This is a genomic window from Ralstonia sp. 1138 (assembly GCF_040544795.1).
Taxonomy (GTDB): domain Bacteria; phylum Pseudomonadota; class Gammaproteobacteria; order Burkholderiales; family Burkholderiaceae; genus Ralstonia; species Ralstonia flatus.
In genome coordinates this window covers 733,040-753,045 of record NZ_JBEPKQ010000003.1, presented here as the reverse complement: position 1 = coordinate 753,045, position 20,006 = coordinate 733,040, and the positions used below count along the sequence as shown (strand labels likewise).

Annotated in this window: 21 protein-coding genes; 11 read left to right on the top strand and 10 right to left on the bottom strand. The window is 64.4% G+C overall.

The window, feature by feature from the left end; genetic code table 11:
• Nucleotides 1-89 precede the first annotated feature (89 nt).
• The 5 genes from pssA to ABIC76_RS16355 form a co-directional block, all read right to left on the bottom strand.
• Nucleotides 90-962, bottom strand: coding sequence for a CDP-diacylglycerol--serine O-phosphatidyltransferase (gene pssA, locus ABIC76_RS16375; RefSeq protein WP_354534594.1), 873 nt, complete (start codon nt 960-962; stop codon nt 90-92).
• 13 nt (nt 963-975) lie between these two features.
• Entirely contained in the window at nt 976-1,623 is a 648-nt protein-coding gene (locus tag ABIC76_RS16370) for a phosphatidylserine decarboxylase (protein WP_004630830.1), read from the bottom strand.
• A gap of 147 nt (nt 1,624-1,770) precedes the next feature.
• Nucleotides 1,771-2,787: a ketol-acid reductoisomerase gene (gene ilvC / locus ABIC76_RS16365; protein WP_012762314.1), complete on the bottom strand. Its 1,017-nt coding sequence runs from the start codon at nt 2,785-2,787 to the stop codon at nt 1,771-1,773.
• A gap of 75 nt (nt 2,788-2,862) precedes the next feature.
• Nucleotides 2,863-3,354, bottom strand: coding sequence for an acetolactate synthase small subunit (gene ilvN, locus ABIC76_RS16360; protein WP_027681022.1), 492 nt, complete (start codon nt 3,352-3,354; stop codon nt 2,863-2,865).
• The gene (locus ABIC76_RS16355) at nt 3,354-5,111 is read right to left on the bottom strand and encodes an acetolactate synthase 3 catalytic subunit (RefSeq protein ID WP_354534593.1); all 1,758 of its coding nucleotides are present in this window, start codon (nt 5,109-5,111) and stop codon (nt 3,354-3,356) included. Before ABIC76_RS16355 ends, ilvN begins: the two co-directional genes overlap by 1 nt.
• A 359-nt stretch (nt 5,112-5,470) precedes the next feature.
• Here ABIC76_RS16355 and ABIC76_RS16350 point away from each other — a divergent pair, with 359 nt between their 5' ends.
• The 10 genes from ABIC76_RS16350 to ABIC76_RS16305 all read left to right on the top strand — a co-directional run bounded on the left by ABIC76_RS16350 (nt 5,471) and on the right by ABIC76_RS16305 (nt 13,238).
• Nucleotides 5,471-6,037 (top strand): RNA polymerase sigma factor, encoded by a 567-nt coding sequence (locus ABIC76_RS16350; protein ID WP_012762315.1) that lies wholly within the window; start codon nt 5,471-5,473, stop codon nt 6,035-6,037.
• Nucleotides 6,034-6,474, top strand: a complete 441-nt coding sequence (locus tag ABIC76_RS16345; RefSeq protein ID WP_027681020.1) for a DUF3619 family protein — start codon at nt 6,034-6,036, stop codon at nt 6,472-6,474. Before ABIC76_RS16350 ends, ABIC76_RS16345 begins: the two co-directional genes overlap by 4 nt.
• Before the next feature lie 11 nt (nt 6,475-6,485).
• The gene (locus ABIC76_RS16340) at nt 6,486-7,331 is read left to right on the top strand and encodes a DUF3106 domain-containing protein (RefSeq protein WP_354534592.1); all 846 of its coding nucleotides are present in this window, start codon (nt 6,486-6,488) and stop codon (nt 7,329-7,331) included.
• A gap of 96 nt (nt 7,332-7,427) precedes the next feature.
• Entirely contained in the window at nt 7,428-7,952 is a 525-nt protein-coding gene (locus ABIC76_RS16335; RefSeq protein WP_102066416.1) for an RDD family protein, read from the top strand.
• Nucleotides 7,953-7,982: 30 nt separating this feature from the next.
• Complete coding sequence (locus ABIC76_RS16330) at nt 7,983-8,999, top strand: alpha/beta fold hydrolase (RefSeq protein WP_354534591.1); 1,017 nt, start codon at nt 7,983-7,985, stop codon at nt 8,997-8,999.
• Nucleotides 9,000-9,242: 243 nt separating this feature from the next.
• The gene (locus ABIC76_RS16325) at nt 9,243-10,193 is read left to right on the top strand and encodes a UDP-2,3-diacylglucosamine diphosphatase (RefSeq protein WP_027681016.1); all 951 of its coding nucleotides are present in this window, start codon (nt 9,243-9,245) and stop codon (nt 10,191-10,193) included.
• A gap of 86 nt (nt 10,194-10,279) precedes the next feature.
• Nucleotides 10,280-11,323 (top strand): glycosyltransferase family 4 protein, encoded by a 1,044-nt coding sequence (locus ABIC76_RS16320; protein WP_354534728.1) that lies wholly within the window; start codon nt 10,280-10,282, stop codon nt 11,321-11,323.
• Between the two features lie 12 nt (nt 11,324-11,335).
• Entirely contained in the window at nt 11,336-11,800 is a 465-nt protein-coding gene (locus tag ABIC76_RS16315; RefSeq protein ID WP_354534590.1) for a diacylglycerol kinase, read from the top strand.
• A gap of 137 nt (nt 11,801-11,937) precedes the next feature.
• Entirely contained in the window at nt 11,938-12,657 is a 720-nt protein-coding gene (locus tag ABIC76_RS16310; RefSeq protein ID WP_102066418.1) for a TetR/AcrR family transcriptional regulator, read from the top strand.
• A complete protein-coding gene (locus ABIC76_RS16305; RefSeq protein ID WP_102066419.1) occupies nt 12,654-13,238 on the top strand; it encodes an LOG family protein in 585 nt (194 codons plus the stop codon). The genes ABIC76_RS16310 and ABIC76_RS16305 overlap by 4 nt, the downstream gene beginning before the upstream one ends.
• Before the next feature lie 12 nt (nt 13,239-13,250).
• On the opposite strand, the gene ABIC76_RS16300 is transcribed toward ABIC76_RS16305, so the two are convergent.
• Genes ABIC76_RS16300 through ABIC76_RS16285 form a run of 4 tightly spaced genes read right to left on the bottom strand, consistent with a single transcriptional unit; the run spans nt 13,251 to nt 18,009 of the window.
• Nucleotides 13,251-13,829, bottom strand: a complete 579-nt coding sequence (locus ABIC76_RS16300) for a DUF924 family protein (protein ID WP_027681012.1) — start codon at nt 13,827-13,829, stop codon at nt 13,251-13,253.
• 49 nt (nt 13,830-13,878) lie between these two features.
• Entirely contained in the window at nt 13,879-14,283 is a 405-nt protein-coding gene (locus ABIC76_RS16295; RefSeq protein ID WP_027681011.1) for a group II truncated hemoglobin, read from the bottom strand.
• A 34-nt stretch (nt 14,284-14,317) separates the two neighbouring features.
• Nucleotides 14,318-16,852, bottom strand: coding sequence for an ABC transporter permease (locus tag ABIC76_RS16290; protein ID WP_354534589.1), 2,535 nt, complete (start codon nt 16,850-16,852; stop codon nt 14,318-14,320).
• 56 nt (nt 16,853-16,908) lie between these two features.
• The gene (locus ABIC76_RS16285; protein ID WP_354534588.1) at nt 16,909-18,009 is read right to left on the bottom strand and encodes a substrate-binding domain-containing protein; all 1,101 of its coding nucleotides are present in this window, start codon (nt 18,007-18,009) and stop codon (nt 16,909-16,911) included.
• Nucleotides 18,010-18,167: 158 nt separating this feature from the next.
• Between ABIC76_RS16285 and ABIC76_RS16280 the strand changes: the two genes are divergently transcribed.
• Nucleotides 18,168-19,016, top strand: a complete 849-nt coding sequence (locus ABIC76_RS16280) for an ABC transporter substrate-binding protein (RefSeq protein ID WP_354534587.1) — start codon at nt 18,168-18,170, stop codon at nt 19,014-19,016.
• An 18-nt stretch (nt 19,017-19,034) separates the two neighbouring features.
• On the opposite strand, the gene ABIC76_RS16275 is transcribed toward ABIC76_RS16280, so the two are convergent.
• The gene (locus ABIC76_RS16275) at nt 19,035-19,982 is read right to left on the bottom strand and encodes a LysR substrate-binding domain-containing protein (RefSeq protein WP_027681007.1); all 948 of its coding nucleotides are present in this window, start codon (nt 19,980-19,982) and stop codon (nt 19,035-19,037) included.
• Nucleotides 19,983-20,006: the final 24 nt, after the last annotated feature.

Sequence of the window (20,006 nt, the reverse complement as noted above, 5' to 3'; positions counted from 1 at the left end):
ATCAGAATGGAAATCGGGCGCGAAAGCATGCGAACGACTATAGACGAATTCAAAAATTGACGCAAGCGCACACTGATGAAGCGCATGGGTCACTCATGGGTGTCGTCTGCCGCCTGCTTCGGCAAGCGCGGGCTACCCTGCTGCCCATGCAGCGCGCGCCAGCCCCAAAGCACGTAGCCCGAGACTGCGTAGCCAACAAACAGTCCGAACAACGCCACCGGCGGATCGCTCGATATCACGACGAACAACACAAGCACGAGCACCATCACACCGAATGGCACACGGTGGCGAACATCCAGCGCTTTGCCGCTGTAGAACGGCGCGTTCGACACCATCGACAGCCCGGCATACAACGTCAGCCCGAAGGCGACCCACGGCATCCACAGCTCTTTGACGGGCAACTTGTTGTCGATCGCCAGCCAGACAAATCCGGCGATGAGCGCGGCGGCGGCTGGGCTCGGCATGCCCTGGAAGAAGCGCTTGTCGACCGACCCGATGTTCGTGTTGAAACGCGCAAGACGCAGTGCAGCACCAGCGCAATACACGAACGCCGCGAGCCAGCCCCACTTGCCCAGGTCGCGCAGGATCCATTCGTACATCACCAATGCCGGCGCCACGCCAAACGACACCATGTCCGACAGCGAATCGTACTGCTCGCCGAACGCACTTTGCGTGTTCGTGATGCGGGCGACGCGGCCGTCCATGCCATCGAGCACCATCGCCGCGAAAATGGCGATGGCAGCCGTCTCGAAGTTCAGGTTCATCGCCTGCACAATGGCGAAGAAGCCGGCGAACAGCGCAGCCGTCGTAAACGCGTTGGGCAGCAGATAGATGCCGCGGCGGCGCGGGCGCACGATCTCAAGATCGTCGTCATCCGGCCTCGGCTGGTTGTGCCGAAGCGGACGCAGATGCGTCACGTTGCCGGCGGTAAAACGCTTCTTGCGTCGGTTGAACGCGGGCATGGCGGCCTCCGGATCAGTCCAGCTCAGCAAGCACCGTGAGCGTGGCGGACACCTTCTCGCCAATGGTCACGCGAGGGCGTGCCGTCAGCGGCAGATACACGTCAACGCGCGAGCCAAAGCGGATGAAGCCATAGCGCTGGCCCCGCGTGAGTACTTCCCCTGCCTTGGTATAGCAAAGGATGCGCCGCGCGATCAATCCGGCCACCTGCACCGAAGTGACGAGCTGGCCATCAGCACGGCGCAGCACGATGGCGTTGCGCTCGTTTTCGAGCGACGCCTTGTCCAGGTCGGCATTGACGAACTTGCCCGGGAAGTACTGCACCTGCTGCACCGTGCCATCCACCGGCGCGCGGTTCGAGTGCACGTTGAACACGTTCATGAACACGCTGATCTTCAGCGAGTCGCGATCCGCATACGGGTCACGCACCTGCTCGACTGCGACGATGCGACCGTCGGCCGGCGAAAGAATGGCGTTGGCCTGCGTCGGCACAGCGCGCGCCGGATCGCGGAAAAACTGCAGGACAAACAGCGTCAGCACCCAGAACGGCCAGGCCCAGCCGAAGCCGGCGGCAGCCTGCACAATGAGCGTGACGATGAAAATCCCGCCCAGGTACGGCCAACCCTCGCGGGCGATGATGGGATGCGGATACGTGTTGTTCAAATCAGACCTCGACAGCGTCTTGAAGGAAATGCGGCATTCTAGCCGACACGGGGCCGCGCCAGCACTTGAAACAATATCCGGCGCCCTGGAATCAGCATAAAAAAAAGCCAGCCCGAAGGCTGGCTTTCTGGCACAAGATGCGTCCGATCAGTTCTTCGACTGGTCGACCAGCTTGTTCTTGGCGATCCACGGCATCATCGCACGCAGCTTGGCGCCAACTTGCTCGATCTGGTGCTCTTCGGTCAGGCGGCGGCGCGAGATCAGTGTCGGCTGGCCTGCCTTGTACTCCAGCAGGAAGCTCTTGGCGTATTCGCCGGTCTGGATGTCCTTCAGGCATTGCTTCATGGCCTTCTTGGTCTCGTCCGTCACGACGCGCGGGCCGGTGACGTACTCGCCGTATTCGGCGTTGTTCGAGATCGAGTAGTTCATGTTGGCGATGCCGCCTTCATAGATCAGGTCGACGATCAGCTTCAGCTCGTGCAGGCACTCGAAGTAAGCCATTTCCGGAGCGTAACCGGCTTCCACCAGCGTCTCGAAACCAGCCTTGATCAGTTCGACGGTACCGCCGCACAGGACGGCTTGTTCGCCGAACAGGTCGGTTTCGGTTTCTTCGCGGAAGTTCGTCTCGATGATGCCGGCACGGCCGCCGCCGTTGGCGGTGGCGTACGACAGAGCGATATCACGTGCGGCGCCCGACTTGTCCTGGTGCACGGCGATCAGGTGCGGCACGCCGCCACCTTGCGTGTACGTGCCGCGCACGGTGTGACCCGGTGCTTTCGGGGCGATCATGATGACGTCCAGATCCGCACGCGGGATTACGGCACCGTAGTGCACGTTGAAGCCGTGGGCGAATGCCAGTGCGGCGCCCTGCTTGATGTTGTTGTGCACTTCGTTCTTGTACACGTCGGCGATCTGCTCGTCCGGCAGCAGGATCATGACAACGTCGGCTTCCTTCACCGCTTCGGCCACTTCCTTGACCTGCAGGCCGGCGTTGACGGCCTTGTTCCACGACGCGCCGTTCTTGCGCAGACCGACCGTCACCTTCACGCCCGAGTCGTTCAGGTTCAGGGCGTGGGCGTGGCCTTGCGAGCCATAGCCAACGATGGTGACGTTCTTGCCCTTGATCAGGGAGAGGTCGGCGTCCTTGTCGTAAAACACTTTCATGTTGATGTCCTAATTTTCAAATACTTCGATATCGATGGGGTCCGGCCGCAGTTGCACGCTGGTGCACGCGCCGGTTCAAACCTTCAGAATGCGCTCGCCGCGGCCGATGCCCGAGCCGCCTGTGCGAACGGTCTCGAGAATGGCAGTGCGATCGATGGCATCGAGAAACGCGTCGAGCTTGCTGCCGTTGCCGGTCAGCTCGATCGTGTAGGTCTTCTCGGTCACGTCGATGATGCGGCCGCGGAAGATATCCGCGGTGCGTTTCATCTCCTCGCGCTCCTTGCCGACCGCGCGCACCTTCACGAGCATCAACTCGCGCTCGATGTGCGCACCTTCGGTCAGGTCGACGACCTTGACGACTTCCACCAGGCGGTTCAGGTGCTTGGTGATCTGTTCGATGATGTCGTCCGAACCGGTCGTGACGATCGTCATGCGTGACAGCGAGGGGTCTTCGGTCGGGGCGACCGTCAGCGTCTCGATGTTGTAGCCACGCGCCGAGAACAGGCCCACCACGCGCGACAGCGCGCCCGGTTCGTTTTCAAGCAGGACAGAAATGATGTGGCGCATTACAGATCCTCCGCGCCGAGCAGCATTTCGGAAATCCCCTTGCCCGCCTGGACCATCGGCCAGACGTTTTCAGTCGGGTCGGTCTGGAAGTCGAGGAACACGGTGCGATCCTTGAGTCGGAAAGCCTCGCGCAGTGCGGGCTCGACGTCAGACGTCTTCTCGATGCGCATGCCGACGTGGCCATACGATTCGGCCAGCTTCACGAAGTCGGGCAACGCCTGCATGTAGGAATGCGAGTAGCGGTTGTCGTACTCGATTTCCTGCCACTGGCGGACCATGCCGAGGTAACCGTTGTTGAGCGAGCAGATCTTCACGGGCGTGTCGTACTGCAGGCAGGTCGACAGTTCCTGGATGCACATCTGGATCGAGCCCTCACCCGTAATGGTGACGACTTCCTTGTCCGGGAACGCCTTCTTGATACCCATCGCGTACGGCAGGCCGACACCCATCGTGCCCAGACCGCCGGAGTTGATCCAGCGGCGCGGCTCGTTGAACTTGTAGAACTGCGCGGCCCACATTTGATGCTGACCGACGTCGGAGCAGATGAAAGCGTCGCCATTGGTCAGTTCCCAGATCTTCTCCACCACGTATTGCGGCTTGATGATCTCGGAGGAGCGGTCGTACTTCAGGCAGTCGACGCTGCGCCACTGTTCGATCTGTTCCCACCACTTGGCCAGCGCCGTCTTGTTCGGCTTGGCTTCGCCAGACTGGATCTGGGCGATCATCTCCTGCAGCACGTCCTTGACGTTGCCGACGATGGGGATGTCGACCTTCACCCGCTTCGAAATGGAAGACGGATCGATGTCGATGTGGATGATCTTGCGCGGCTGCGAGGTGAAGTGCGCCGGGCTGCCGATCACGCGATCATCGAATCGCGCGCCGATGGCAATGAGAACGTCGCAGTTCTGCATCGCCATGTTGGCTTCGTACGTGCCGTGCATGCCGAGCATGCCCACGAACTGCTTGCTGGTGCCCGGGAATGCACCCAGGCCCATCAGCGTGTTCGTCACGGGGTAACCGGTCAGCGCAGCCAGCTGGCGCAGCTCTTCGCTCGCCTCGGCGAGCACCACGCCGCCGCCCGAATAGATATACGGACGCTCGGCCTGCAGCAGCAGGCTCACTGCCTTCCGGATCTGCCCCGAATGGCCCTTGTTGACCGGGCTGTACGAGCGCATCTCGATGGTCTTCGGGTACTCGTACTTGCAGAGTTCGCGCGAGACATCCTTGGGGATATCCACCACGACCGGACCCGGACGGCCCGTTGCGGCGATGTAGAACGCCTTCTTGATGGTCGAGGCGAGGTTGCGGACGTCCTTGACCAGGAAGTTGTGCTTGACGATCGGGCGGGTAATGCCGACAGTGTCGCACTCCTGGAAGGCGTCCTGGCCGATGGCGTGCGTCGGCACGTTACCCGTGATGATCACCATCGGGATCGAATCCAGATAGGCGGTGGCGATGCCGGTCACGGCATTGGTCACGCCCGGGCCGGACGTCACGAGGGCGACACCGACCTTGCCCGTGGCGCGCGCATAGCCGTCAGCCGCATGGACTGCCGCCTGTTCATGGCGCACCAGGATGTGTTCGATCTTGTTTTGCTTGTAGAACGCGTCGTAGATATAGAGCACCGCGCCGCCGGGGTAACCCCAGACGAACTCGACGCCCTCTGCCGCGAGCGCATTGACGAGGATGTCAGCCCCCATCATGTCGGCAGATGAACCGCTATTGGCGTGGGAAAATTCCGCGCTTGGCATATTCATGTCAGTCCTTTGCAATTTTCGGCAAAAAATTGTTTGGATGCTCTCTACCGGGCTTGTGGCGCGGATTTGAGCGGTGCGCGTCTGCATGGATGGTCCGCCTGATGGGCGTCCAGATGAGACAAACCACAGATGTTGTGAACCGGGGATGATACTGCAATGCCGCATAGCGGTCCAGCGCCGGCGCGATTCTCGCCAGCAAGCGGTCCGCCAGACAGTCGGACTGTCCGCGGAGCCGCATTTTTGCTAGCATCGCAACATTTTTCACGGCCAAGGCCGTTGACGCCACGCGGCGTGATCGTCACATCTTGAGAATGTGAATTTTCGCGCGGCTGCCTCACAGGATTCGCACCCGCCGTTGTATGGCCTCTGAACAGGAACTGTCGGCCTTTCTCCTAAGCGTCGAGAAACGCGCCTTCAAGCAGGCGGTCTTCGCGGTGCGCGACGACGACGCCGCGCTCGATATCGTGCAGGACGCCATGATCAAGCTGGCCGAGAAATACGGCGACAAGCCGGGGGCCGAACTCCCCCTGCTGTTTCAGCGCATTCTGCAGAACACGATTCACGACTGGTTTCGCCGCTCCAAGGTGCGCAACACGTGGGTGAGCCTGTTCTCCAGCTTCCGCACGGACGCCGAGGGCGACGACACCGACCCGCTGGAACTGATCGAAAGCGAAGCCGGCACCACTGCGGCGGAAAGCAGCGCCGACAAGGTCGAGCGCTCGCAAATGCTGGAAATCCTGGAACGCGAAATCGAGAAACTCCCCACGCGTCAACGGGAGGCCTTCCTGATGCGTTACTGGGAGGACATGGATGTTGCCGAGACAGCCCAGGCGATGGGCTGTTCCGAGGGCAGTGTAAAGACGCACTGCTCGCGGGCGACACACGCCCTGGCCCAAGCGCTGCGGGCGCGAGGGATCCGACTATGAACAAGGTAGAACTTCGAGAACGCCGTTTTGTGCATGCCGTCCGAACCGCTCTGAACGAGTCGGCAGGACAGTTGCCGCCCGACGTGCGCGACCGCCTCGCAGCGGCGCGCCGGACGGCGCTTGCGCACAAGAAAGCGGAAGTGCCGAGCACGGTGCGCTCGCCTGCCTTGGCAATGCCGGGCCTCGGCTCGGTGTCCTTCGACACGGAAGGCGAAGCACCATCGCCGCTGCAGCGCGCCGCCGCAGTCCTGCGCCGCCTCGGCCTGCTGTGGCCGACCATCGCGCTGGTGGCTGGGCTCGCGGGCATCTATCAGTGGCAGCAGCAGCAACGCGTCGACGAACTCGCGGAGGTCGATGCCGCCATGCTGCTCGACGATTTGCCGCTGGCCGCTTACGCCGATCAAGGCTTCCATCAGTACCTCAAGCACGATCAGTGAAAGGCTGATCGATGAGCAACTTCGAGCACACCCACGGCCAACCACCGCGAGGCGAACGGACACTGCGCCTGCACGCCGGCACCGTTGCCTTGATCGGCGCGATCGGGCTGACGGCGGGGCTTGCGATCGCGCAGGTTCCGGCCGCTTCGGCGCCTGCCGTAGCACCCGGCGTGACAGTCAACGCGCCGGTCGATCTGCCGACGCCGCCTGCCACCAATCCCCTGCCCGCCGTTCACCCGAACTGGGGCGAGCTGACCATCGTCCAGCAGCGCATCTTCGCGCCTCTGGCGCCGGAGTGGAACGGTCTGCCGGAATTGGCCCGCAAGAAGTGGCTGCAGATTGCCCAGGCGTATCCGAAATACACGCCCGCCCAGCAGCAGCGCCTGCAAACGCGCATGGCGGATTGGGTCAAGCTCACTCCGGAACAGCGCCACCGCGCGCGTGAAAATTTCCAGACCACCAAGTCGCTTCCGGTGCAGAAGAAGAGCGAGGCGTGGCAAAGCTATCAGCAGTTGACGGAAGAGCAGAAAAAAGCACTGGCTGCTGCGGCAAAGGCGCAAAAGCACCCGTCTGCCGTCACAGCGCTTCCGGGCGGCACAGGCCTGGCGAAGGACGCTGCCAAGTCGCTCCACCACGGTGCGCGCACCAAGCCTGGCACCACGAAATCGGTGCCGACGAACAAGGCGACCGCCACGGCATCCGCGCCGGCTGCAACACCCGCGGCACCACCTGCCGCTGCCGCGGTGGCACCTGCACCGGCAAGCACGCCGACGGTGCCGGCACACCCCGCGGCACCGCCTGCGACCACGGGTGGAGACTCCGGTAACCCGCCACCCTCGACGGTGCTGGGCGGCTGAAACCCGCACACCCTTTGGCATAATCCGAACCACGTGCCGTGCGACCTCCGCGCGGGCACACGATGGACTGCGCTCCCGGCGCTCACACTCTGTTCGATGGCCACCTCCGCTTCTTCGACTTCACCGGTCGCGACGCCTGATCCGCTCGCGGCACCCACGCTGCGTCGCCGTCTTGCCGCGATGCTGTACGAAGGCCTGCTGCTGTTTGGCGTGATGTTTGGCGCAACGGCTGTCTTCTTGCTGCTGCGCCTGATCGTCCCACCCCTTGCCCGGACCGGAGATGTTGGACTGCAGGTGTGGGGCTTTCTGGCGCTGGGCCTGTACTTCGTGTGGTTCTGGCGCAAGCGCGGCCAAACGCTCGCGATGCAGACATGGCGCATGCGCGTGGTCAACGCCGATGGGTCGCGTATTTCGCTGGGCCGTGCCGTTGTGCGCTATCTGCTGGCCTGGGTGTGGGTGGCCGCAGCAGTTGGCGTCATTCACCTGAGCGGCGCGTCGCGCTGGGCCGGTGCCGGTGTCGCTCTCGCATGCCTGCTGGCCTGGGGCGCGTTGGCGTGGCTCGATCCGCAGCGCCAGTTCCTGCATGATCGCCTGGCCGGCACGCGGCTGGTGCGCGACTGATTGGCTTCACACACGGCGGCGACCTCCACCATGACGCGCGCCGATCTGCCTACTTCCCCGGTTCCCTTCGCCTTCCTGACCGCAGCCACCGCGCGTCGCATTGCGGTGGCGCTGCAGTGCGCGGCGACGCTGGCGGTCGGCTGGGCGGCACATCGGTGGGGCGGATGGAGTTGGCCGGCCGCAGGTGTGCTCGCGGGCGTGGCGTTGGTGCTCGGGTATCTCGTTTCCATCGGGTGGGCGTTCCTCGTGTCGCTGAAGAGCCTGGGCACCGCGGTACCGGACGACCCCATGTGGGACCGCATGCCCGTGCCGCGCGAACAGCGCATCGGCATCGCGGGCTTTATCGCGTGTTGGTTGCGCGAGTGCGTCTCCGTCGCGTGGATGTTCAACGTGCTGCAACCGTTCCAGGCGCATGCCGCGTTCGAGGCCCCCGCCGATGAGGGCAAGCGCGTGCCTGTGCTGATGATTCACGGCTATGGCTGCAATCGCGCGGTGTGGCTACCGATGCAGCGTCATGTGGCCGCCGCCGGACACCCGACCGACGCCATCGATCTCATGCCGTTGCTGGGCGACATCGACGAATACGCCCGGGACATTGCTGCTGCCGTCGCGCGCCTGACGCGCACGCACGGCCGCGCGCCCGTCTTGCTCTGCCACAGCATGGGCGGGCTCGCTGCCCGAGCGCTGCTGCGCCAAGTGCAGCCTTGCCCCGTCGCACATGTCATCACGCTGGGCACGCCACATCGGGGCACGGCAATGGCGCGTACAGGACGTGGCCGCAACGTCCGTCAGATGGCGTGGGCGAGCCCATGGCTGCGCCAACTTGCGGCGTCTGAAACGCCGGCCGTTCGGGCGCGCATCACCTCCATTTTTTCTTGGCACGACTCCATCGTTGGGCCGCCCGGTGCGTCTTGGCTGGAAGGCGCGCGGCACGTTCCATTCGCGGGCGTTGGCCATGTGTCGCTGCTATGCGACGCACACGTGCGCGATGCGGTGCTGGCAGAACTCGCACGGATTGAGGGCATCTCTGCGACAGCGTCTGCTTGAAACGCGCACGGGGCGCAGTTCTTCGGCGCACGCCCTCTCTTTCTCGGCAACTGCGTCATGTGACGGTCATGTTTCTGACACGGCTTCTTCATGCGGCGATGGCGAAATCCGTCCAACGCAGCCTCTGTTGCCGACATGGTCCTGCCAAATCTGCCATCGCGCCCTGGATTTCTCCGCCGCCTCGCGCAACGCTTTCGCGCTGCTCCCCTCACCGGTTCCGACTGGAACGCTCCACCGCCGCTGATGCAAATGGCCGCCGGACTCGCCGCCGCAGGTGCGCTGGGCTCGGCTGTACCGGCAGGTCGGGGCGATGTGCGCGAGCACGAAGCACCGGTGGCCACGCCGGCTTCGACGCTGGCGCCCGATCGATCGGCCGACACCGACACTGATCCGCCTGCCGAAAAAATCCAGCGCTACCGCACGATCTGGCTGTCGGATATCCATCTCGGCACGCCGGGCTGTCAGGCCGACTATCTGCTCGACTTCCTCAAGCACCACGAATCGGACACGCTGTACCTGGTAGGCGACATCGTCGACGGCTGGCAACTGCGCAAGGGCTGGTACTGGCCGCAGGCCCACAACGATGTGGTGCAGAAGGTGCTGCGCCGCGCGCGCAAAGGCACACGCGTCGTCTTCATCCCGGGCAACCACGACGAGATGGCTCGCCAGTTCCACGGCCTGAACTTTGGCGATATCGAAGTCGCTGAAGATGCTGTGCACGTGACCGCCACGGGCAAGCGCCTGTGGGTCGTGCACGGCGACCTGTTCGACGGCGTGATGCAGCATGCGCGCTGGCTGGCCTACGTCGGCGACTCGCTCTACACGTTCATCCTGGCGATGAACCGGCACTTCAACCGCATCCGCGTGCGGCTGGGTTTTCCGTACTGGTCGCTGTCGCAATACCTGAAGCACCAGGTCAAGAACGCGGTGAACTTCATCAATTCGTTCGAGCGTGTGATGACGGACGAAGCGCGCCGCCGCGGCTGCGACGGCGTGGTCTGCGGGCATATCCACAAGGCCGAAATCCGCGAGATCGACGGCCAGCTTTACTGCAACGACGGCGACTGGGTGGAGAGCCTCTCTGCCCTGGTCGAAACCATGGAAGGCGAACTGCAGATCGTCTACTGGACGCATCTGCTCGATGCGCCGCGCACCTCCCGCCGCGCACGCCGTGCCGCTGCGGCCGCCGCCTGATGGAAGCCTCTATGACCCACACCAGCATCGACCTCGTGCAGCCCGCTGCCGCCCACCCTACCCCCCAAGGAGAGCCCGTGAAAGTCATGATCGTCACCGATGCCTGGGAACCGCAGGTCAACGGCGTCGTCCGCACCCTCACCCAGACGCGTCGCGAGCTGGAGGCCATGGGGCATATCGTCGACATGATCACGCCGCTGGAATTCAAGACGGTGCCGTGCCCGACGTATCCGGAAATCCGCCTGTCGATCCTGCCGTCCAAGCGCGTGCGGGAGCGCATCGAACAGTTCGCCCCGCAAGCCCTGCACATCGCGACCGAAGGCCCGCTGGGCCTCGCCGCACGCGCCTATGCGCTGCGTCACAAGCTGCCCTACACGACGGCGTATCACACGCGTTTTCCGGAGTACGTGCAGGCGCGCTTCGGCATTCCGCTGGCCTGGACGTATCGCTTCCTGCGCTGGTTCCACAGCCCCGCCCAAGCCGTGATGGCGCCCACGCCCGTGGTGCTGAAAGACCTTGCCGACTACGGCATCACCAACGGCGTGCTGTGGACGCGCGGCGTCGATCTGGACATCTTCACCGCCCAGCGCAGCAACGTGCTCAACACCGCGCACCCGATCTTCCTGTACGTCGGCCGTGTGGCCGTGGAAAAGAACGTTGAAGCCTTCCTGGAGCTGGACCTACCGGGCTCCAAGTGGGTGGTGGGTGAAGGCCCCGCGCTGGCCGGGTTGAAGGCGAAGTACCCGAACGCCAGCTACCTCGGCGTGCTCAAGCAACCGGAGCTGGCCAAGGTATATGCCTCGGCCGATGTGTTCGTCTTCCCGAGCCGCACCGACACGTTCGGCCTGGTATTGCTAGAGGCACTTGCGAGCGGCCTGCCGGTTGCCGCGTATCCGGTGACGGGCCCGATCGACGTGCTGGGCGATTCCCCGGCCGGCGCGCTGCGCGAAGACCTGCGCGAGGCCTGCCTGGAAGCGCTGCGTATCGACCGTGCCACGGCACGGGCGCATGCCGAGAAGTTCTCGTGGCGCGCCGCCTCGGAGCAGTTCCTCGCGCACCTGCGTCCGATGCCCGCGGCCCCCGCCGGCAACACCAAGGCTGCCGAGCCGTCCACCGCTGCGGGTGCCTGAGTCTTGCGTTCCATGAAGCCCACCACCCCGCCGGATCGGCGATTGGACAATCCCCCCGCACCGCCGGCGCCAGGCGCGTACTCGCCGGCCGACAACCCGCATAAAGGCAATCGCGGCATCACGCGGGCGTGGTTTGCGCTCAAGAACTCCATCAGCGGCATCCGCTTCGCCATCGACGAGGAAAGCGCGTTCCGCCAGGAGCTGACGCTGTGCGCGATCCTGCTGCCGTGTGCGTTCGTCATTCCCGCCACGGTGGTCGAGCGCATTCTGATGCTCGGCACGCTGGTGCTGGTGCTGATCGTGGAACTGCTCAATTCGAGCGTGGAAGCGGCGGTCGACCGCATCTCTCTGGAGCAGCACGGGCTGTCCAAGCGTGCCAAGGATTTCGGCAGCGCGGCCGTCATGCTGGCCCTGCTGCTGTGTGTGGGGACGTGGGTGGCGATCGCGTGGCCGTGGGCGGCATCGCTGTTGCGCTAGGAACACCCGCGAAAAGCCGGCGACAACGTTTGGCACTGTATTCCCCGCAGCATGTGGGGATCGTTGCACAAGCACGATCTCTTATAATCCGGGCACCAATACGCCACGGAGACAGGGCCACCGGCCTTGGCAGTTCAATGGAAACCAAGCAGCATTCCACCGGCCCGCGCCGGACGCGCGATCGCATTCTCGAAGTGTCGCTGCGCCTGTTCAACGAACTGGGCGAGCCCAACGTCACGACCACGACGATCGCCGAAGAGCTGGAGATCAGCCCGGGCAACCTGTACTACCACTTCCGCAACAAGGACGACATCATCAACTCGATCTTCGTGCAGTTCGAGCAGGAGATCGCGCGTCGCCTGAAGCTGCCGGATGACCACAAAGCCACGCTGGACGAAACCTGGGGCTACCTGCAGTACATGTCGGAGTTTCTCTGGAACTACCGCTTCCTGTACCGCGACATCAACGATCTGCTCGCGCGCAACCGCATGCTTGAACTGAACTTCAAGCGCATCGTCGAGCAGAAGCGCCACTTCGCCATGGACATCTGCCACCAGTTCATCGAAGACGGCGAGATGGAAGCCACGGCCGAGCAGGTCGACGTCATTTGCACCAATATCGTGGTGATTGCGACCTACTGGCTGTCGTTCCAGTTCGTGCAGCACCCGCGGCAGTACAACGACCAGAACGCGATCCGTGACCACCTGCACGGCGCGAGCTACCACATCCTGTCGATCCTCGCGCCTTACCTGCGCGGCAAGCCGCGGCGGGCGTTTGATCTGCTGGCCGTGAGCCGCAGCAACGATCCGCCTATCGGCACCCCGGGCACCTCCAGCAACAACACCCCTGCTCAATGAAATCGATCTGCGTCTATTGCGGTTCCAGCCCGGGCGAGCGCCCGGAATACAAAGCCAACGCCATCGCGCTGGGCAACGAAATGGTCAAGCGCGGCCTCACGCTCGTCTACGGCGGCGGCAACGTCGGCCTGATGGGCGTGGTGGCCGACGCAGTGCTGCACGGCGGCAGTCCGGTCATCGGCATCATCCCGAAATCGCTGGTGCGCAAGGAGGTCGGGCATAAGGAGCTGACCGAACTGCACATCGTCGACAGCATGCATCAGCGCAAGCAGATGATGGCCGATCGCGCCGATGCCTTCATCGCCATGCCCGGCGGCGTCGGCACCTACGAAGAACTGTTCGAGACCTTCACGTGGCTGCAGCTCGGCTATCACAACAAGCCGATCGGCCTGCTGAACGTGGCGGGTTTCTACGACAAGCTGCTCGCCTTCATCGACCATGCGGTGCAGGAAGGCTTCCTCAAGCGTCACCACGCTGACCTGCTGCACGTGAGCGACGACCCCGCCGCCCTGATCGACATGCTGGCCCGTGCGCCGCGCGAGACGGTCGACAAATGGTCGGAGCGCCGCGAGCGCACGTAAGCCCCGCCAGGGCTAAAACGACGACCCTGGCTGTTTCAGAAACTCGACTTCCTCGGGCGTGGAAACGCGCCCGAGCGCTTCGTTGCGATGCGGAAAGCGCCCGAAGCGCGCGACGATCTCGCGGTGTTTCTCCGCCCAGATAAGCGGGTCCGCATCACCTTCCTGGTCGCGCAGGCGCGTGTAAAGGCGAATCGACTCATCCTGCGCCGACAGCGCCTCGCTGTGCTCGAACGGCAGGTAGCAGAACACACGGTGATGGCGCGTTGGCAATTGCGCATCCCATCCTGCGGCCACGACAATCTGCGCGGTATGCAACGCAGCGGCGTCGCTGGCAAAGGCGCGCGCGGTGCCACGAAACATGTTGCGCGAGAACTGGTCGAGCACGACGATGCGCGCGATGGCCTCGAGCGGCGTGTCCATCCAGGTGTCGGCGTCGCCCGTGGAAAGCGCTTCCCACAGCGGCAGGAAACGCGCGCGGATCTCGGCATCGAACGCATCGGACTTGGTGAACCACTCCGGGCGGGCGTCAATCAGCGGCGCAGTGCCGAACCAGAACGCGAGCACGTCGTCTGCGGTAGGCAAACCGATCATCAGGGTCTCCTCGAATATGTTCTTGTAGGGTGCGCTTTCGCGCGGCACCTTAGCGCTGCACGTTCCGCATCCAGTCGGCGGTCTGCCAGAAGGCCTGCATCAACCGCATCTGCAGGGCTTCGTCCAGTCCGATGTCTTGCATGGCGAGGGCCATGCAGCGCATCCATTGATCACGCTCCTGCGTGCCGATCTCGAACGGCATATGGCGCGCCCGCAGGCGCGGGTGGCCAAAGCGCTCGATGAAATGATTCGGGCCGCCAAGCCAGCCGCACAAAAACCAGAACAGCTTGTCGCGCGATCCATCGAGGCTTTGCGGATGCAGCGCGCGCAGCACGGCAAACTCGGGCTCCAGATCCATCAGGTCGTAGAAGCGGTCAACGAGTTCGCGCACGCGCGCCTCGCCGCCGATGAGGTCGAACGCCAGGGTTTCCTGGCCGGAAGTTGCATCAGTCATACAGCGTTGGTCACTTCTGAAAATTCGGGCGCCATCATGCGTCACGGAGCGTCGCCATGGCGGGGCGACGCAGCACGTCGCGCAAGCCCAGCCAGCCGCCAATAAAGGCGCACGCCATGCCGCTCACGATGCCCACCGGCAAGATCGCCGGGTTGAAACGATACGGAAAATCGAAGACGTACGCCGACAGCACCCAGCCGATGGCGATCGCGCCCAGGCCGGCCATCAACCCGGCGAGGCCACCCACGATCAGCACTTCTGCGTACTGCGTCTGACGTACCACGCCGGAGCCTGCGCCAAGCGCACGCAGCACGCCTGCATCACGCAGGCGCTCGTCGCGCGAGCCGGAGAGCGCTGCATACAACACCAGCACACCCGCCGCCAGCGTAAAAACGAAGAGGAATTCCACCGCCGCCGTTACCTGGTCCAGCACGCCCTGCACCTGCTGCAGGATCAGTTCGGTATCCACCACCGTCAGGTTCGGAAACTCGCGCACAAGCTTGGCCGGCAGATCGGCCTGCCCGGCGGGAATGCGGAACGCAGTCACGTAGGTCTGCGGCATGTCGCGCAGCGCCACGGGCGGCAGGATGACGAAGAAATTCACGCGCATCGAACTCCAGTCGAGCTTGCGCAATGACGTGATGGGCGCATCCACCGTCTGCCCGGCGACGTCGAAGCGCAGCACATCGCCCAGGTGAAGGTTGAGCGTCTTGGCAATGCCCTCTTCCACCGACGCCTCAGGCTTTTGTCCACTGAACCATTGGCCGGAAACGATGCGATTTTCGGGCGGCTGCGCGGTGGCGTACGACAGGTTGAATTCGCGCTCGACCAGATTGCGGGCGCGCGATTCGGCATAAGTCTGGCGATCGATCACCTGGCCATTCACCTGCGTCAGGCGCCCGCGCACCATTGGATAGAGTTTCGGATCGGCCACGCCGGCCTGCGCGAGGGCCTGCGCCACCGCCTGCATCTGGTCAGGCTGGATGTTGATGATGAACCGGTTGGGCGCATCGGCCGGCGTGGCGTTATGCCACGAGCGGATCAGGTCGTTGCGCGTCATGGCGAGCAGCAGCAGCGCCATCAGGCCAACCGCAAGCGCCACGGTCTGCAGCACGCTCACGCCGCGACGGCGCTCCAGCACGGCGAGCGCAAAGCGCCAGCCCACGCTCAGCGCACGGCCTCGGCCCAGCGACACCGCCAGCGCACGCAACCCGCCTGCTGCCAGCAGCGCAAACACGACGATAGCGCCGGCAAACCCGGCGGCGGTCAGCGCGCCAAGCTTCACGTCACGCGCAGACACGACCAGCAGCGCAAAGAACGCCGCCGCACCCAGCGCATAGCCAATCCATGCGGCAACGGCGCGCTCGGCCACATCGCGCCGCAGCACGCGCAGCGGCGCCACGCGCACGAGGCTCAGCAACGGCGGCACGGCAAAGCCGATCAGCAGTACCAGTCCTGCCGTCACGCCCACGACCGCAGGCCAGATGGATGGCGAGGGCAATGTCACCGTGACAAGGTCGCCAAGCGACGCCAGCAACAGCCAATGCGCGCCGTAACCCAGCGCCACGCCCACCGCCGAACCGATCACGCCGATGAGCAAAAACTCCAGCGCGAACGTGCCGAGAATCTGCCCTTGCTTGAGGCCCAGGCATTTGATGACGGCCACCGCATCGGTATGCCGCGCGGTGTAGCGGCGCGCGGCCATGGTGATCGCCACCGCGGCAATCATGGCCGCCAGCAAGGCGACCAGCGAAAGGAAGCGCTCCGCACGGTCCAGCGTTTCGCGCATCTGCGGCTGACCGTTCTGCAACGATTCCACGCGCACGCCACGCAACTGGCGCGTCTTCGCTTCGTTCTCGGCCCAGGTGTGGAACGCGCTCACAGCGGCATCCGGGCCCGCCACCAGCAGGCGATACGTGACCCGGCTGCCGTAGGTGACAAGGCCCGTCGAACCGAGGTCCGACATCGGCAGCATCACCCGAGGCGCGAAATTCATGAAACCCGCGCCGCGATCGAGTTCCTGCGTGATGACATGCGCGATCTTGAAGGTGCGCGTGCCGAGGCGTATCGCATCGCCCACACGAAGGCCCAGCGCTTCGAGCAGCGGCGCATCCACCCACACTGTGCCGGCGGCGGGAATGCCCCGAATGGGCGCACCGGCGGTATCCCGACCGTCATCACTGACCTTCAGCGTGCCGCGCAACGGGTAGCCCACATCGACGGCCTTGATGGCGGCGAGTTGCGAAGCAGGTTCGCCCGACGCGCCCTTGGTCAACGTGCTCGCCATGCTGGGGAACGTGGCGGTGTGCGTGACCTGCAGGCCGCTCGCGCGCGCATGCGCTTCGATGTCGGGCGGCAGCGGTTGGTCGGACACGACAAGCACATCCGCGCCGATCAGCTGACGCGCGTCGCGCTCCAGACCGGCGTGCATGCGATCGGCGAGGAAACTGACGGACGCCAGCGCGGCCACCGCCAGCACCAGCGCGACGAGCAACAGGTTCAGTTCACCGGCGCGCCAGTCGCGGCGCAGCATGCGCAGGGCTTGGGTCCAGACGGAGAAACGTGACATGGGCGGAACATGGACGAGGCGCGCAATGGCGCAAACCCCGCCATGTTCGCACGACTTCAGCGGGCCAGCGCGCGAGCCTCGTCAGCGTGCCAAGGCAGCGCCTGCTCCGCGGTGAGCAGCGAAACGTGCTCGGTCGGCCGGTAGCCGGCGAGATGGCCCAGACCTTCGCGGAAGGCCGGCTGCCCGATGCGCTCGATCAGCGCGCGCACCCAAGGCGACAGCGCGTCGTTGCGGCGCACCGCTAGGTAGTACGTTTCGCGCGTCAGCGGCACAAAATGCAGGCCGTGGGCTTCGGCGCCGGGGCGCAGGCCGAAGCCGACGTCCGCCCGCCCTTCCTGGACGGCCACGGCGATCTTGTCGCTGGAGAACTCCTGCTCGTCATACCCATTGATCTGGTCGGGATACAGCCCGGCCGCCACCAGCAACTGATCGAACAACAAGCGCGTGCCCGAACTGCGCTGACGGTTGATGAAGCGCGCTTGCGTGCGCGCCAGGTCCCCCAGCGACTGCACCCGCCCCGCCCATTCCGCCGACATCATCAGCCCCTGCTCGCGATCGGCCAGGGCGATCAGGCGCACGGCGGTGGGCCGCAGCCACTTGCGCAGGGTCTGGTGCGCGATCGATCCCGCACCTTGCTGCGGCGCCACGTAGAAACCGGCCACCTCGCATTGCTTTTCCTGCAGGCAGATCAGCCCCTCGACGGCGCTGCAGAACACGGTGTCGATATGGGCCCCGTGGCTTTGCCGCGTAAACGTCTCGGCCAGCAGTTCCACGGCCGGGTCATGGCTGCCCGAGAAGCGGATGCGCGCCTGCGACTGCGAGGCGTCGTCCAGCTCGGACAGGAATTGGCTCATGGCCTGATGCAGTGCCGGATCGAGCTGCTCGCGCAGGCGCATCTCTGCGCGCAGCATGCGCTCACCGAAAAGCGTGAGCGAGGCGCCCCGGCCCCGCTCCATGTCCAGCAGGGAGCGGCCGAGCATCTCTTCCCACGACCGCATCACCCCCCAGGCGTGCCGGTACGACAGCCCCACCTGTTTCGCCGCGCGATGCAGCGACCCCGTCTCTCGAACAGCCCGCAGCAACTGAAACACCTTGCCGTTCGCACGCGGGTTGTCGTCCGGCCCCACCACCGGAAATACCTCGAACTGGAATGTCATTATGTTTATGGTTTCCTATTTACTTCCGCCGTGGCCCGGGAGAACAATCCTGCCCATTCCGGGGCGGGCATCTCGTGGTCGCTGGCTGCCCCCGACGTTGCCGCCATCATGCAGCATCCGACATAAAGCGTCCACGCCTTCGCGCTAACCCCCACAACATGCCCGGATTGTCCAAAGCCCTTCGGCTACCTGCCCTCATTTGTCTGACGTTCGCGGTTGCCATTGCCGCATATGCTGGCGATCTCCGCATGGCCACCACCACCAGCACCGAAAACTCCGGTCTGCTGAAGGTCCTGTTGCCCAAATTTGAGGCGGCCACCGGCGTTCATGTGCAGGTGATTGCCGTTGGCACGGGCAAGGCGGTCAAGCTGGGCGAATCGGGGGATGTGGATGTGGTGCTGGTGCACGCCCGCCAACTGGAAGACGCCTTCGTCGCGTCAGGGGGCGGCATCGACCGCCGCGACGTGATGTACAACGACTTCATCCTCGTCGGCCCAGACACGGACCCGGCCCACGTGCGCGGCCAGAAGAACGTCATTCAGGGGATGGAGACGATCGCTGCGGCGGGCGAAAAAGCCGGCGCCAAGTTCATCTCGCGCGGAGACAACTCCGGCACCGATGTCATGGAAAAAGCCTACTGGAAGACCGCCAACATCGACCCGAAGGGCAAGCCGTGGTACGTGAGCGCAGGACTCGGCATGGGCGAAGTGCTGAACATGGCCGCGCAGATGAATGCCTACACGCTCTCGGACCGCGCAACCTACGGCGCCTACCGCGCCAAGACGGGCCTGGACATCGTGCTGGCCGGAGACCCGCGCATGTTCAACCCCTACGGCATCATCGCGGTCAACCCGAAGAAACATCCGGGCATCAACTACGCCGATGCCACCAAGCTGATCGAATGGATCACGTCACCGGCGGGCCAGCAGGTCATTGCCGACTTCAAGGTCAACGGGGAGCAGGTGTTTTTCCCCAACTACGGGAAGGCCGTCGCAAGCGGAAAGTGAGCCCGGCCCGGCGCAGGTTCAGGCCACCGCCGATTCCAGCTGCGAATGCTGCGGCAACTCGGCCGCCACTTCGCCGATCATGCGACGTAGCCACATCACGTCGGGCGCGGCATGGCTGCGCTCGTGCCAGAGCTGGTAAAAGCGCATCTTCGGAAACGCCATGGGCGGCGGCAGGATGCGGATCGGCAGATACTGCGCGCAATGCGCGGCGAACTGGCGGCCGGTGGTGAAGACCAGATCGGTGCGCATCAGGACATACGGCACCAGCCCGAAGTACGGCAGCGATACCTGGATCTGCCGTTTCAGCCCCTGCTCGGCAAGTGCCTGATCGATCATGCTGCGCTGCATGACGGCATACGGGGCCGGCGCAAGATGCGGCATCTCCACATAGTGCTTGAGCGAGATGCCCTTGCGCGCCAACGGGTGCTGCGCACCCAGCATGCAAACGACTTCATCGTCGAACAACGGCGAGATATGCAGGTGTTCCGGCGGCGAAAGCCAATTGCCGATCACCAGGTCCATACCGCCCTGCTCGAGCGCGGCCAGGTAATCCACCCCGGCATTGAGCGGATGCACCACCAGCTTGGCTTGCGGCGCCTGCTTGCGCAGACGCTCGACGATGTTGGGCAGGAAGAAGGCGTCAAGGTAGTCCGGTGCCCCCAGGTGGAACGTGCGCGTGGTGTTGCCGGGGTCGAACTCCTGAGACGGGCGGGCGATACGTTCCATTGCCTCCAGGCTCTGCTGGGCCAGCGTCAGCAGATCATGGCCGCGCTCGGTCGGCACCATGCCGTTCTTGCCACGGACCAGGATGGCGTCGCCGGTGATCTCCCGCAGGCGCTTGAGCGTGTTGCTGATGGCCGGTTGCGACTGGCCGAGCTTGACCGCCGTACGGGTCACGCTCTGCTCGGTGAGCAGCGTGTAGAGAACGCGCAGGAGGTAGGTATCGAGGTGATCTTTGCCGTGCATCTGGAGGCGGGTAACGGCTGCGCC